A 14226-nucleotide genomic window follows, 5' to 3' on the forward strand; every position below is an offset into this window, starting at 1 on the left:
ATGGCGGTACACCTGATTCGGGTTGCCGAGGTGGGTGCACCCTCGGAGGTCAGCGGCGGCGGCTGTCCCGCACCTGGACGCCCGGGTTCTGCCGGCGGACATCGAAGAGACCGGTGGCCTCGATGAGGTCGCTGAGCTTGCGGTACCCGTAGTTGCGGGAGTCGAAGGACGCCTGGTTGCCGATCTGCTGGCCGACCGCGCCGAGGTGCGCCCAGCCGTCGTCGCCGCTGGCGGCGTCCACCGCGCTCCGCAGCATCCTGACCAGCCGGGCGTCACCGCGCAGCGCCTGCTGCGGCGCGGCCGCCGGCGCCTCCCCGGGCTTCTCCTCGGCGGGCTCCCCCAGGCTCTCCACGTAGGTGAACTGCGAGCAGGCGTTGATGAACGGCTCCGGCGTCTGCCGCTGGCCGAAGCCGTAGACCTTGTGCCCGTCGGTGAGGATGCGCATCACCAGCGGGGTGAAGTCGGCGTCGCTGGAGACGATCGCGAAGCCGTCGACCGATCCGGCGTAGAGAAGGTCCATGGCGTCGATCACCATGGCCATGTCCGAGGCGTTCTTGCCGGTGCTGTAGGCGAACTGCTGGATCGGCCGGATCGCGTACGCGTGCAGCACCGCCTCCCACTGCTGCAGGTGCGGGCTCTTCCAGTTGCCGTAGGCGCGCCGGACGTTCGCGGCGCCGTGGCGGGCCACCTCGGCGAGGACCACGTCGATCTTGGCCGCCGGTGCGTTGTCGGCGTCGATGAGCAGGGCGATGCGCTTTTCGTCGGTGTTCACGCGTCGACTCTGCCACGGACCGGACCCGAGCGGAGCACGGGACGCGCGGCGTGACGCCCCCGGCGAGCGGCGAGGGGCGCTCAGGCCAGGGACAGGGCGAAGGACAGGGCGAAGCCCGCCGCCGTGCTCAGTGCCACCGCCGGCCCGCCGTGCTCGTAGGCCTCCGGCATCAGGGTGTCGGCCAGGGACGCGATCACCGCGCCGGCGGCGAAGGCCAGCGGCAGGGAGATCGTCTCGGGGTCGCTGCCCGCCAGCGGACCGGCGCCGATCAGCACGGCCACCACCAGGAGCACGGCGCAGACCGACCAGAGCAGGACGGCCTTGCCGCGGGACATGCCCTGCTCGCGCATGGACGCCGCGCCCACCAGGGACTCGGGCAGGTTGGACACGAAGATCGCCGCGAGCAGGGCCAGCCCACCCGTGCCCTCGGTGAGCGAGACGCCCAGCGCCACGTTCTCGGGCACGCCGTCCAGGGTGACGGCGGCCAGCAGCGCGAGCCCCGCGGCGCCGCCGGTGGAGGCGGCCGTCGGCGCCTTCTCGTCCGCGGCGGCGTCGGTGTCCAGCTTGACGCTGCCCTGCTGCTGCTCCGCGTCCTCGGCGGCCGGTCCCGGCTGCGCCCAGCGGTCCAGGAGGGCGCTGAGCGCCGTGAAGACCACGGCACCGGCGAAGAGACCGATGACGGCGAGCCAGAGCCCGCCCCGCTCGTAGGCGTCCTCGAACAGCTCGAAGGCCAGCGCGGTGATGAGCGCGCCCGCGGCGAAGGACAGCAGGATGGCGAGCAGCCGCTTGGGGAGCTCGAAGCGCACGCCGACCAGCGCCCCGATGATGAGCGCGCTCGAGGCGACGATCCCGAAGAGCAAGGTCTGGCCCATGACGGCAGTGTAGGAGCGCGCGGCGGCGGCGCACCCACAATTCGCAAGGTTACTTATCGAACGGGACACGGCACGACGACGCCGCCCCGCCCACCTCCTGCGAGGTGGGCGGGGCGGCGTCGGTGCGGAGGAGGACTCAGATGTTGAAGCCCAGGGCCCGCATCTGGTCGCGGCCGTCCTCGGTGATCCGGTCGGGACCCCACGGCGGCATCCAGACCCAGTTGACGCGCCACTCGTCCACCATGGGATCGAGGTTCTGCGCGCACTGCTCCTCGATGACGTCCTGCAGCGGGCACGCGGCCGTGGTCAGGGTCATGTCGAGCACCAGGGCGCCGTCCTCGGCCCACTTGGAGCCGTAGAGCAGGCCCAGGTCCACGATGTTGACGCCGAGCTCGGGGTCGATGACGTTCTTGAGCGCCTCCTCGACCTCCTCGGCGGAGGGCCGGCCCGCGGTCGCGGGGTCGGCGGTGGTCTCAGCGGGGGTGTCGGCCATCGCTGGCCTCCTTTCGAAAGCTGGTGGGGTCGGGACCGCTTACTTGGCCGGGGCCAGGTAGCGGTCGTAGCCCTCGTTCTCGAGCCGGTCGGCGAGCTCGGGACCGCCCTCGTCGACTACGCGGCCGTCGTGGAACACGTGCACGAACTGCGGCTTGATGTAGCGCAGGATGCGGGTGTAGTGGGTGATGAGCATGACGCCCATGTCGTTGGTCTCCAGGGCGCGGTTGACGCCCTCGGAGACGACCTTGAGCGCGTCCACGTCGAGCCCGGAGTCGGTCTCGTCCAGCAGCGCGATCTTCGGCTTGAGCAGCTCGAGCTGGAGGATCTCGTGGCGCTTCTTCTCGCCGCCGGAGAAGCCCTCGTTGACGTTGCGCTGGATCATGTCGGGGCTGATCTTCAGCTGCTCCATGGCGGCCTTGACGTCCTTGGTCCACGTGCGCAGCGAGGGGGCCTCACCGTCGATCGCGGTCTTGGCCGTGCGCAGGAAGTTGGAGGTCGTCACGCCGGGGATCTCCACCGGGTACTGCATGGCCAGGAAGAGCCCGGCGCGGGCGCGCTCGTCCACGGACATCTCCAGGACGTTCTGGCCGTCCAGGAGGACCTCGCCGGAGTCGACGACGTACTTGGGGTGCCCGGCGATGGTGGAGGCCAGCGTGGACTTGCCGGAGCCGTTGGGGCCCATGATCGCGTGCACCTCACCGGAGGTGATGGTCAGGTTCACGCCCTTGAGGATCGGCTTGGTGGTCTCGTCGTCGAGCACGACGGACGCGTGCAGGTCCTTGATCTCGAGAGTTGCCATGGATGGTTCTCCTGTGGTCGAAAAAGTCTGGGGTCGGAAGGGTGCGTGCGGGCGCGGCGGATCAGTAGTTCGCGGAGGCGAGCTCGTCCTGGACGGACCCGCGCAGCCGCTCCTCGATGTCCGGGACACCGATCTGCTGGATGATCTCGAAGAGGAATCCGCGGACCACGAGCCGGCGCGCCTCGTCCTCGGGGATGCCCCGGGACATGAGGTAGTACAGGTGCTCGTCGTCCAGCTGGCCCGTGGTGGAGGCGTGGCCCGCACCGGTGATGAGGCCGGTCTCGATCTCCAGGTTCGGCACGGAGTCCATCCGCGGGCCGTCGTTGAGGATCAGGTTCCGGTTGAGCTCGTAGGTGTCGGTGGCCTCCGCGGTGGCGCGGATGAGGACGTCGCCGATCCACACGCCGTGCGCGTTCTCGCCCTGCAGCGCGGACTTGTAGGTCACCCGCGAGGTGCAGTGCGGCTGGGAGTGGTCCACGAACAGCCGGGACTCCAGGTGCTGGCCGGCGTCCACGAAGGTCAGCCCGTACATCTCCACGGAGCCGCCCGGGGCGTCGAAGCGGGTGGACGGGGTGACCCGCACGAGGTCGCCGCCGAGGCTGACGAGCACGTGCTTGAAGGTCGCGGACCGGCCGAGGCGCGCCTGCTGGGAGGAGGCGTGCACGGCGTCGTCGTCCCACTCCTGGAGGGTCACCACGGTGAGGTTCGCGGAGTCGGCGACCCGGAACTCGACGTTCTGCGAGAGCACGGCGCTGCCGTGGTGGCGCAGGACCACGAGGGCCTTGGAGAAGGGCTGGGCGTCGATCACGAGGTGCTGGGCCGCCGGGGTGGCGTCCGAGCCGTGGATGTCGACGAGCACGGGCGCGGCGATCTCGGTCTCCTGCGGCACGGTGAGCACCGTGGCCTCGGTGACGCTGCTCCACGCGTTGGCGGAGACGCGGTCCTCGGGGATCCCGGCGCTGCCGATGCGGGCGTCGTCGCGGCCCACGGTCTCGACGCGCACGGCGTCCGAGTCGACGGTCACCGCGGGCGCGGGGCCGGTCAGGGCGTCGGCGTGCAGCCCCTTGAGGCGCTTGAGCGGGGTGAACCGGAAGTCCTCCTCCCGGCCGGTGAGCTTCGGGAAGTCGGCGACGTCGTAGGACGTGCGCCGCCCGGCGCGGGAGGAGTCGGGCACGCCGGAGATGTCGCCGTGGGCGGTGTGCCGCACCAGGGTGTCGTTCTCGACCTTGTCGCGGGCCAGCCGCTCCCCCTCCAGGTCCATGCCCGGGATGGCGACGCGCCCCTCCCCGGTGCGGACCCCGTCGACCTTCTCGCCGAGGTTGCCGTAGGCGTCCTTGGCCGCGCCGACGGCCTTGTCGGCCACCGCGGTGGCCGCGGAGGCGGCGGCCTCCGTGGCGTTGCGAATCGTTTCGTTCAGCTTGGACATGTCAGCCAACGGATCCTTCCATCTGCAGTTCGATGAGGCGGTTGAGTTCGAGCGCGTACTCCATGGGCAGCTCGCGGGCGATCGGCTCCACGAACCCGCGCACGATCATCGCCATGGCCTCGTCCTCGGCCATCCCGCGCTGCATGAGGTAGAACAGCTGCTCCTCGGAGACGCGCGAGACGGTCGCCTCGTGGCCCATGGTGACGTCGTCCTCGCGGATGTCGACGTACGGGTACGTGTCGGAGCGGGAGATCGTGTCCACCAGCAGGGCGTCGCAGACCACGTTGGACCTCGAGCCGTGGGCGCCCTCGCGCACCTGCACGAGACCGCGGTAGGCGGCGCGGCCGCCGTTGCGGGCCACGGACTTCGAGACGATCGACGACGACGTGTTCGGGGCGATGTGCACCATCTTGGACCCGGTGTCCTGGTGCTGCCCCTCGCCGGCGAACGCGATCGAGAGGGTCTCGCCGCGGGCGTGCTCGCCGGTCATGTAGACCGCCGGGTACTTCTGGGTGACCTTCGAGCCGATGTTGCCGTCGATCCACTCCATGGTTGCGCCCTCGTGGGCGATCGCGCGCTTGGTCACGAGGTTGTACACGTTGTTCGACCAGTTCTGGATGGTCGTGTAGCGCACGCGGGCGTTCTTCTTGACGATGATCTCCACGACGGCGGAGTGCAGCGAGTCGGTCTTGTAGATCGGCGCGGTGCAGCCCTCGATGTAGTGGACGTAGGAGTCCTCGTCCGCGATGATGAGCGTCCGCTCGAACTGGCCCATGTTCTCCGTGTTGATGCGGAAGTATGCCTGCAGCGGGATCTCGACGTGCACGCCCTTGGGGACGTAGACGAAGGAGCCGCCGGACCACACGGCCGTGTTCAAAGACGCGAACTTGTTGTCGCCCACGGGGATGACCGTGCCGAAGTACTCCGCGAAGAGCTCCGGGTGCTCCTTGAGCGCGGTGTCGGTGTCGAGGAAGATGACGCCCTGCTCCTCCAGGTCCTCGCGGATCTGGTGGTAGACGACCTCGGACTCGTACTGGGCGGCCACGCCGGAGACGAGCCGCCCGCGCTCGGCCTCGGGGATGCCCAGCTTCTCGTAGGTGTTGCGGATGTCCTCGGGCAGGTCCTCCCAGGTGGCGGCCTGCTTCTCCGTGGAGCGCACGAAGTACTTGATGTTGTCGAAGTCGATCCCGGACAGGTCCGCGCCCCACGTGGGCATGGGCTTGCGGTCGAAGAACTTCAGGCCCTTCAGCCGCAGGTCGGTCATCCACTGCGGTTCACTCTTCTTCGCGGAGATGTCCCGGACGACGTCCTCGTCGACACCGCGGCGCGCGGAGGCGCCGGCCACGTCGGAGTCGGCCCAGCCGTACTCGTAGGTGCCGATGCCCTCGAGCTCGGGGTTCTTCTCCAGGATGTCGGCGATGACAGTGTCGTTGCCGCTGGCGATCTGGTCAGTCATGACGGCCTTCCTCTGTTGTCTGGTCTGTGGCGTGGGCCGCGGTGCGGTCCACGGAAGTCGGTGCCGCGGCGGGTCCCGGCCGCGTGAGGGGCACGTGCGTGGTGCACACGTGCGCGCCGGCGGCCTGGGTCGAGAGCCGGCGGACGTCGGTGCCGAGCAGCCGGGCGATGAGCTCGGTCTCCAGCTCGCAGAACTGCGGGTAGCGGGCGGCCAGCTCGCGCACGGGGCAGTGCCCCTGGCACAGCTGCGCCGAGACGATGGTGCGGGACTCGCCGCGGCCGACGGCCACCTCGTTGGTGGAGGCGGCGAACCCGTCGCGGCTGAGCAGCCGCACCAGGACGGGCAGGCGGTCGGCGACGTCGTCCCCGGCGGCCTCGACCTCGGGGCGGTAGGAGGCCTCCAGGCGGTCCACGCGCTCCTGGATGAAGGAGTGCACGGCGTCCGGGCCGGCGATGCGGCGGATGGACTCCAGTGCGTCGGTCGCGATCTCGAGGTAGTCGTCGCCGAGCTTGGCGTGGCCCTCGGGGGCGACGACGTAGCGCCGCGCGGGGCGGCCGGCGCCCCCGCTGCGGCGGCGGACCATGGTGACCTCGATGAAGTGCTGCTGCTCGAGGGCGTCCAGGTGCCGGCGCACGGCGGCCGGGGTCAGCTCGAGCATCTCGCCGAGGTCCGCGGCGGAGACGGGACCGTGCTCGAGGACGGCGCCGAGCACGCGCGAACGGGTGTTCTCCTCCTGCTCCGCCCGCGGGCCGGAGCGGGACCTGCTCCGGGCGTCCGTGGTCTGAGTCATGGGTGAACCGTTCGCTTCCTGCTCGGGGGTGGAGGCTCTCGTGCTGCAGCGCGCGACCCTCAAGGGGCGCTTCTAATACACAACCGGAGTATGTCGTAATTCATTCCGGTCTGACCAGTAAGTGGAGCCTTACCGGGCTCCGTCCAAAAATCACGACTTACTCATAATAACCCCCGGGCGCGGTGGGGCCAAGGGGGGCCGGGCCGCGGGCGCGCCCGCACTACACTGGTCCGGTGCCCGCCCAGAGTCCCCCCGCGTCCTCGCCCGCACTCTCGATCGAGCGCCTCGTGAAGGAGTTCCCGGTCCGCCGGCGCCGCTCCCGCCGCCCGGCCGGACCGGGCGCGGTGCGCGCCGACGTGGTGCACGCCGTCGACGGCCTGTCCCTCACCGCGCGGCACGGCGAGATCACGGCGCTGCTGGGCCCCAACGGCGCGGGCAAGACGACCACCCTGGAGTGCGCCCAGGGCCTGCAGCGGCCCACGGGCGGCACCGTCCGGCTGCTGGGGCAGGACCCGTGGCGGGCCAGCCCGGCGCTGCGCGCCCGCGTGGGCGTGATGCTCCAGGACGGCGGGCTCCCCCAGGCTGTGCGCCCGCTGGAGCTGCTCCGGCACGTGGCGTCCCTCTACCGCAGCCCCCGGGACATGGACGAGCTCGTGGAGCGGCTCGGCATCAGCAGCTTCGACCGCACCGTGGTCCGCCGGCTCTCCGGCGGCCAGCGCCAGCGCGTGGCCCTGGCGGCGGCCCTCGCGGGCAACCCGGAGGTGCTCTTCCTCGACGAGCCCTCGGCCGGGATGGACCCGCAGTCCCGCAACATCGTCTTCGACCTCGTCCAGCAGCTGCGCCGGGAGGGGGTGTGCATCATCCTCACCACGCACCTGCTCGACGACGCCCAGCGCCTCGCCGACCAGGTCTACATCGTGGACCACGGCCGGGTCATGGCCCAGGGGTCCGTGGCGGAGCTGGTGGCCCCCGGCGCCGACGCCCCCGCCGTGCTCGTGCTGACGCTGGCCCCGGAGCAGCTGCGCGCGGGGCCGTTCCCGTGGGACGGCCCCGGCTTCGAGGGCATCCGGGCGGACCGCGCCGACCGCACCGTGACCCTCACCGGCGCCCTCACGCCCCCGATGCTCGAGACCGTGACCCGGTGGTTCACCGCGACCGGCACGCTGCCCGAGTCCCTGTCCCTCCAGCCGCGCACCCTCGAGGACGTCTTCCTCGACATCTCCGGACGGGAGATCCGATGACCGCCCCCGCCCTGCCCACCGCCACCGCCCCTCGCCCGGAGCCCGCCTCCCTGGCCCGCCGGGTGGCCGCCCAGGCCCGCTACGAGACGCGGGCCGTGCTGCGCAACGGCGAGCAGCTGCTGCTGCTGGTCATCCTCCCGCTCATGGCCCTCGTGGCCCTGACCCTGACCGACCTGCTGGACGCCGCCGTCCCGGCCGGCGCCTCCCGCGTGGACGTCGCCGTGCCGGGGGTGCTGGCGCTGTGCGTGCTCTCCAGCGCCTTCTCGGGCCAGGGCATCCAGACCGGCTTCGACCGCCGCTACGGGGTGCTGCGCTTCCTCTCCACCACTCCCCTGGGCCGCGGCGGGCTGATCGCCGGCAAGCTGCTCGCGATCGTCGCGGTGCTCGTGGTGCAGTACGTGCTGGTGGCCGTGCTCGGCGCGGCCCTCGGCTGGCGCCCGGACGCGGCCGTCGTCCTCGTCTCCGTGCCGGTGCTGCTGCTCGGCGCCGCGGCGTTCACCGGGCTGGGGCTGCTCCTCGCCGGGACGGTGCGCGCCGAGGCGACCCTGGCCGTCACCAACCTCGTGTGGGTGCTGCTCGCCGCCGTGGGCGGCACCCTGTTCCCCTCGAGCACGCTGCCGGCGGGGCTCACCTGGGTGGTGGAGGTGCTCCCCTCCGGCGCGCTGGGCACCGCCCTGCGCGAGACGTTCCTCACCGGGGCGCCCACACTGCTGCCGGTGCTGGTGCTCGGTGTCTGGGCCGCCGCCGCCTGGGCCGGGGCCGTGCGCTGGTTCCGCTGGAGCTGAGCCGCCGGTGCGGACCGGGGGCCGCGGGCCCGTCCCGGGCCGGCGGGACCCGGGGGCCGCGGAGGCGGATAAACTGGGCGCGGAGACCCCACCGCACCGACCCCGTCCGGAAGTGAACTCATGAACCGCGCCAGCGACCCCAGCGACGTCGACGTCCGCGAGCACGGCGGCGGACTGCTGCCGAGCCGGATCACCCCGTGGGTGCGGTGGCTCGCCGTCGCGTCGCTGCTGGCGAACTCCGTGCTCATCCTCACCGGCGGGCTCGTCCGGCTGACCGGCTCGGGCCTGGGCTGCCCCACCTGGCCCCGGTGCACGGACGAGTCCTGGACCAACACCCCCGAGATGGGCATGCACGGCCTCATCGAGTTCGGCAACCGGCTGCTGACCTTCCTGCTGGCCGCCGTGGCGGTGCTGACGTTCCTGGCCGTGCTCCGGCTGCGCCACGAGCACCGCGACCTCTTCCGGATCGCCCTGCTGCTGGGTCTCGGCATCCCGCTGCAGGCCGTGGTCGGCGGGATCACCGTGCTCACCGGGCTCAACCCGTGGATCGTGGGCATCCACTACCTCATCTCCGGGGTGATGATCGCCCTGGCCACGGTGCTGGTCAACCGCACCCGGCGGCGCTCCCTGCCCGCCGTGCGGGACGCCGAGCGCCCCGGTCAGGCCTACGGGCAGCGGCGGACCGTCCGCGGGCTCATGGTGAGCCTGGGGGTGCTCACGGCGCTGATCCTCTACCTGGGCACCCTGGTCACGGGCACCGGCCCGCACGCCGGGGACGACACCACCGCCCGGCACGCGTTCGACGCCTACCTCATCACCCGCGCCCACGCGGTCCCCGTGTACCTGATCGTCGTGGCCGTGGTGCTCGGCCTCGTGCTCGCCCGCCGGCACCGGTGGCCCGTGCCGCTGGCCTCGAGCCTCAACGTGCTCCTGGCCGCGCTGGTCCTGCAGGCGCTCATCGGCTACTACCAGTACTTCAACGGCGTGCCGATCGTCGCCGTGGCCCTGCACCTGGTGGGCTCCGCGGTGCTGATCTGGGCCACGGCCCGCACCGTGGAGAAGGGCTTCGCGGTCACCCGCACCCCGGCCCCGGTGCTGCGCAGCACCGACCGGATGCAGTCGGCCGAGGCCCCGTCCCGCGGCTGAGGCCCTCAGGCCCGCTCGTCGGGCGCCTCGTCGAGCAGCTCCTCGACGGCCTGGGCCAGGCGCTGCCGGCTGGCCGAGGGGATCGGCAGCAGCGGCCGCCGCGGCGGGGCCGTGCTGACGCCGCACACCTCCGCCAGCGCGTACAGGGAGCTCAGGGGCCGCTCCTGGCGCAGGATCTCCATCAGCGGGGTGAGCGCCGCCTGCCAGGTGCGCACCGCGCGGTCGTCGCCCGAGACGACCGCGGCGCGGAAGGCGGCGTACTGGCGCGGGAGCACCGCGGCGATCCCGGAGTGCCAGGCCGCGGCGTCCGGCGCCGCCTCGTGGAGCAGCCGCTCCCCGCTGACCCCGTGGGCCGTCCCCGGCTCCGCCAGCTCGGCGAACCGGTGCCGCCGTGCGGCGAGGTCCGCCGGGGAGTCCGCGGTGTCCTTGAACGCGCTGACGTTCTCCAGCCAGGACAGCTCGGCGGCGAGCTCCACCGGGTACGTGAAGCCCGTCGTCGTCGGGTTGTTGTAGATGCACAGCGGCAGGGACACGGCCGCCGAGACCGTCTCCACCTGGTCGGCGATCTCCTGGGAGACGAGCGGGATGTAGGACAGCGGGTTGAGCACGAGCCCGTCCGCCCCGCCGTTCTCCGCGGCGTAGGCCATCTCGAGGACCTCGCGGGTGGTCATCGCGGAGATCCCCGCCCCCACCGGCACCCCGGAGCCGCGGGCGGCCTCCACGGCGACGCCCACGACCTCGGCCCGCTCCTCCCCGGAGAGGTACGCGAAGCTGCCCGAGCTGCCCAGGACCACCAGGGCGTCCACGCCCGATCGGGACAGCCGGCCGACGTAGCGCCCGAAGGACTCCAGGTCCAGGCGGCCACCCTGCTGGAACGGTGTGATCGGGTAGGCGACGAGCCCGGTGAAGGTCATGCTGAGCATGCGACCATCCTAGGTCCGGCCGGTCCCCCGGCCGGACGCGGGCGCCGCGGGGCCGGCCGGCCCCGACGGGCTCAGAGGACGGGGCCGCCCACGAACGGGTCGACGGCCAGGGCGAGGAACACGAAGGTGATGTAGGCGATGGAGCCGTGGAAGACGTGCATCGCCTGCTTGTCCGTGGGCCGGCCGGCCACCGCGAGGGCGTGCAGCTTGTGGCTGTGGCCCACGAACCAGGCACCGGAGGCCAGGGCGGTCACGGCGTAGACCCAGCCGGCGCCGCCGACGGGGACGAGCAGCAGCGAGCACACCACCGTGGCCCACGCGTAGAGGACCACCTGGCTGCCCACGGTGCGGGCCCCTGCCACGGCGCCCAGCATGGGGACCCCGGCGCGGGAGTAGTCGTCGGCGTATTTCATGGACAGCGGCCAGTAGTGCGGCGGGGTCCACAGGAAGATGAACAGGAACAGCACGAGCGCGGGCCAGTCGAGGCCGCCCGTCACGGCGGCCCACCCGATCAGCACCGGCATGCACCCGGCGACCCCGCCCCAGACGATGTTCTGGGCGGTGCGGCGCTTGAGCACGATCGAGTAGAAGACCGCGTAGAGGAAGATGGCCGCCGCGCCCAGGGCGCCGGCGAGCACGTTGACCCCGATCGTGAGCCAGGCGACCGACACGGCCGTGAGGACCCACGCGAAGACGAGGGCCTCGCGGTCGGTGACCTCGCCGGTGACCAGCGGGCGCTTGGCCGTGCGCTTCATCACCCGGTCCTCGTCCCGGTCGATGTAGCAGTTGAAGGCGCCGGCCGCACCCGCCGCGAGCGTGCCGCCCACGAGGGTGTTGAGGATGAGCCAGAGGTTCGGCATGCCCTGCTGGGCGAAGATCATGGTCGGCACGGTCGCCACGAGCAGCAGCTCGATGATCCGCGGCTTCATGAGGGCCACGTAGGCCCGCACCTTCCGGGAGGCCGTCATCCGTCCCTCGCTGCGGGGGGCCGCCGCATCACCCGTGTGCCCGTTGCCGAGGACGGCTCGTCCTGCGGGTCCCGACGTCTCGAGTGAGTTCACAGAATCATTGCTCCCGGTTGCGGTGGTGTTCCCCCGGCTCCGTGCGCGAGGTCGGCCCGGAGACGGTGCGTCGCCGGCACGCAGGAGCGGTCGGCGCGGTGGTCGCGGGCGCGGAAGAAGGTCCTATACAGCATAGCGCGTGGCGACGTCCGTTCCCGCTCCGGACATGACGGGAAAGACGTCCGGGGCCCCGGGGACCGGTGCCGTCGGTCACACGCCCGAAATGCGCGTGACCTAAGCTGGACCCAAACCGCCGGTCCACGACCGGCACCCGCTGCGCACGGCAGCGGACCCCAATGGAAAGGGCACCGAATCTTGGCGACCGAACTCGATCAGAAGCTGACCTGGACCGAGCAGGACCGGCGTGCCGTGGACACGGTGCGGGTGCTGGCCGCGGACGCGGTGGAGAAGGTGGGCAACGGCCACCCCGGCACGGCGATGTCCCTGGCCCCCGCGGCGTACCTGCTGTTCCAGAAGGTGATGCGCCACGACCCCACCGACGACCGGTGGACGGGGCGTGACCGCTTCATCCTCTCCCCCGGGCACACCTCGCTGACGCTGTACCTGCAGCTGTTCCTGTCCGGCTACGGCATGGAGCTCGACGACATCGAGTCCCTGCGGACCTGGGGCTCGAAGACCCCGGGGCACCCGGAGTACCGGCACACCACCGGGGTGGAGATCACCACGGGCCCGCTGGGCCAGGGCCTGGCCTCGGCCGTGGGCTTCGCCTACGCCCAGCGCTACACCCGCGGCCTGTTCGACCCCGAGGCCCCCGCCGGGACCTCCCCGTTCGACCACACGGTCTACGTGATCGCCTCCGACGGCGACCTCCAGGAGGGCGTGACCTCCGAGGCGTCCTCGCTGGCCGGGGTGCAGGAGCTGGGCAACCTCGTGGTGATCTACGACCAGAACCACATCTCGATCGAGGACGACACGGACGTGGCGTTCACCGAGGACGTCCTGAAGCGCTACGAGGCCTACGGTTGGGACGTGGCCCGGGTGGACTGGACGAAGACCGGGGACTACGTCGAGGACATCGAGGAGCTCTACGCCGCGATCCGCGCCGCGAAGGCCGAGACCGCCAAGCCCTCGCTGATCGCCCTGCGCACGATCATCGGGTACCCGGCGCCGAAGAAGCAGAACACCGGCGGCATCCACGGCTCCAAGCTCGGGGCCGACGAGGTCGCGGCGACCAAGGAGATCCTCGGCTTCGACTCCGAGAAGTCCTTCGTGGTGGAGGACGAGGTCATCGCCCACACCCGCGGCATCCAGGACCGCATGAAGCAGATCCGCGACGAGTGGGAGCGGGAGTTCCAGGCCTGGCGGGAGGCCAACCCGGAGCGGGCGAAGCTCTACGACCGGATCCGCGCCGAGGAGCTCCCCGAGAACTACGCCGACGCGTTCCCCGTCTTCGAGGCCGGCAAGGACGTGGCCACCCGCTCGGCCTCCGGCAAGGTGATCAACGCGATCGCCGACACCTTCCCCGAGCTGTGGGGCGGCTCGGCCGACCTGGCCGGCTCCAACAACACCACCATCGAGTCCGCGCCCTCCTTCATCCCCGAGGCCCGCTCCACCGCGAAGTGGACCGGCAACCCCTACGGGCGGGTGCTGCACTTCGGCATCCGCGAGCACGCCGCGGCGGCGATCGTCAACGGCATCACCATGTCCTCCCAGACCCGGGCGTTCTCCGGGACGTTCCTGATCTTCTCCGACTACCAGCGCCCCGCCGTGCGCCTGGGCGCGCTGATGAAGGTCCCCTCGATCTACGTGTGGACCCACGACTCCATCGGCCTCGGCGAGGACGGACCCACCCACCAGCCCGTGGAGCAGCTCTCGGCGCTGCGCGCGATCCCGGGCCTGGACGTGGTGCGCCCGGCCGACGCCAACGAGACCGCGATCGCGTGGCGGACGATGCTGGAGAACCGGCACGGCCCGGCCGGGATCGCCCTGACCCGCCAGAACGTGCCCACCTTCGCCCGGGCGGACCTGCACCCCGAGGCCGACGGGGAGAAGTTCGCCTCCGCCGAGGGCGTGGCCCGCGGCGGCTACGTCCTGGCCGACACCGAGTCCACCCCGGACGTGATCCTCATCGGCACCGGCTCCGAGGTCTCCCTGGCCGTGGAAGCCCGCGAGCAGCTCAAGGCGCAGGGGGTGGCCGCCCGCGTGGTGTCCATGCCGTGCCGGGAGTGGTTCGACGCCCAGGACGCCGAGTACCGCGAGTCCGTGCTCCCGGCGGCTGTGAAGGCCCGCGTGTCCGTGGAGGCCGGGGTCGCGATGTCCTGGCGGGACCTGCTCGGCGAGCACGGGCGGGCCGTGTCCCTGGAGCACTTCGGGGAGTCCGCCGACTACGAGACCCTCTACCGCGAGTTCGGCATCACCGCCGAAGCCGTCACCGCCGCCGCCCAGGAGTCCCTCACCGCCGCGCAGGCCACCGCCTCCGTGGGCCGCTGAGCCGCGGCG

At 71.8% G+C, this 14226-nt stretch carries 13 protein-coding genes; 4 read left to right on the forward strand and 9 right to left on the reverse strand.

What is annotated here, in order from left to right; translation table 11 throughout:
* Positions 1-49: 49 nt before the first annotated feature.
* The 7 genes from AC6CH6_RS10030 to AC6CH6_RS10060 form a co-directional block, all read right to left on the reverse strand.
* The gene (locus AC6CH6_RS10030) at positions 50-772 is read right to left on the reverse strand and encodes an NYN domain-containing protein (RefSeq protein WP_017834300.1); all 723 of its coding nucleotides are present in this window, start codon (positions 770-772) and stop codon (positions 50-52) included.
* An 80-nt stretch (positions 773-852) separates the two neighbouring features.
* On the reverse strand, positions 853-1644 hold the full coding sequence (locus AC6CH6_RS10035) for a ZIP family metal transporter (protein WP_498255029.1): 792 nt from the start codon (positions 1642-1644) through the stop codon (positions 853-855).
* Positions 1645-1780: 136 nt separating this feature from the next.
* Positions 1781-2137: a metal-sulfur cluster assembly factor gene (locus AC6CH6_RS10040; protein ID WP_035923963.1), complete on the reverse strand. Its 357-nt coding sequence runs from the start codon at positions 2135-2137 to the stop codon at positions 1781-1783.
* A gap of 39 nt (positions 2138-2176) precedes the next feature.
* Positions 2177-2938, reverse strand: coding sequence for a Fe-S cluster assembly ATPase SufC (gene sufC, locus AC6CH6_RS10045; RefSeq protein WP_109222866.1), 762 nt, complete (start codon positions 2936-2938; stop codon positions 2177-2179).
* A gap of 61 nt (positions 2939-2999) precedes the next feature.
* Positions 3000-4199, reverse strand: a complete 1200-nt coding sequence (sufD, locus tag AC6CH6_RS10050) for a Fe-S cluster assembly protein SufD (protein ID WP_498255188.1) — start codon at positions 4197-4199, stop codon at positions 3000-3002.
* 166 nt (positions 4200-4365) lie between these two features.
* Positions 4366-5820 carry a Fe-S cluster assembly protein SufB gene (gene sufB, locus AC6CH6_RS10055; RefSeq protein WP_035923965.1) on the reverse strand — a complete coding sequence of 485 codons (1455 nt, stop codon included), beginning with the start codon at positions 5818-5820 and terminating at the stop codon, positions 4366-4368.
* Positions 5813-6610 carry a helix-turn-helix transcriptional regulator gene (locus tag AC6CH6_RS10060; RefSeq protein ID WP_126346340.1) on the reverse strand — a complete coding sequence of 266 codons (798 nt, stop codon included), beginning with the start codon at positions 6608-6610 and terminating at the stop codon, positions 5813-5815. Before AC6CH6_RS10060 ends, sufB begins: the two co-directional genes overlap by 8 nt.
* Before the next feature lie 287 nt (positions 6611-6897).
* On the opposite strand from AC6CH6_RS10060, the gene AC6CH6_RS10065 reads away from it, so the two are divergent.
* From AC6CH6_RS10065 to AC6CH6_RS10075, 3 genes are all read left to right on the forward strand, one after another.
* Positions 6898-7851 carry an ABC transporter ATP-binding protein gene (locus AC6CH6_RS10065; RefSeq protein WP_498255030.1) on the forward strand — a complete coding sequence of 318 codons (954 nt, stop codon included), beginning with the start codon at positions 6898-6900 and terminating at the stop codon, positions 7849-7851.
* A complete protein-coding gene (locus AC6CH6_RS10070) occupies positions 7848-8636 on the forward strand; it encodes an ABC transporter permease (RefSeq protein ID WP_498255031.1) in 789 nt (262 codons plus the stop codon). The genes AC6CH6_RS10065 and AC6CH6_RS10070 overlap by 4 nt, the downstream gene beginning before the upstream one ends.
* 120 nt (positions 8637-8756) lie before the next feature.
* Entirely contained in the window at positions 8757-9782 is a 1026-nt protein-coding gene (locus AC6CH6_RS10075; RefSeq protein WP_498255032.1) for a COX15/CtaA family protein, read from the forward strand.
* Between the two features lie 5 nt (positions 9783-9787).
* Here AC6CH6_RS10075 and AC6CH6_RS10080 read toward each other — a convergent pair whose 3' ends face one another.
* Entirely contained in the window at positions 9788-10705 is a 918-nt protein-coding gene (locus AC6CH6_RS10080; protein WP_017832794.1) for a dihydrodipicolinate synthase family protein, read from the reverse strand.
* Between the two features lie 71 nt (positions 10706-10776).
* Entirely contained in the window at positions 10777-11673 is an 897-nt protein-coding gene (locus tag AC6CH6_RS10085; protein WP_017832795.1) for a heme o synthase, read from the reverse strand.
* Between the two features lie 408 nt (positions 11674-12081).
* Between AC6CH6_RS10085 and tkt the strand changes: the two genes are divergently transcribed.
* Positions 12082-14217: a transketolase gene (gene tkt / locus AC6CH6_RS10090; protein ID WP_498255033.1), complete on the forward strand. Its 2136-nt coding sequence runs from the start codon at positions 12082-12084 to the stop codon at positions 14215-14217.
* The last annotated feature ends 9 nt before the right edge of the window (positions 14218-14226 follow it).

This window comes from Kocuria sp. GQ42 (assembly GCF_059758435.1).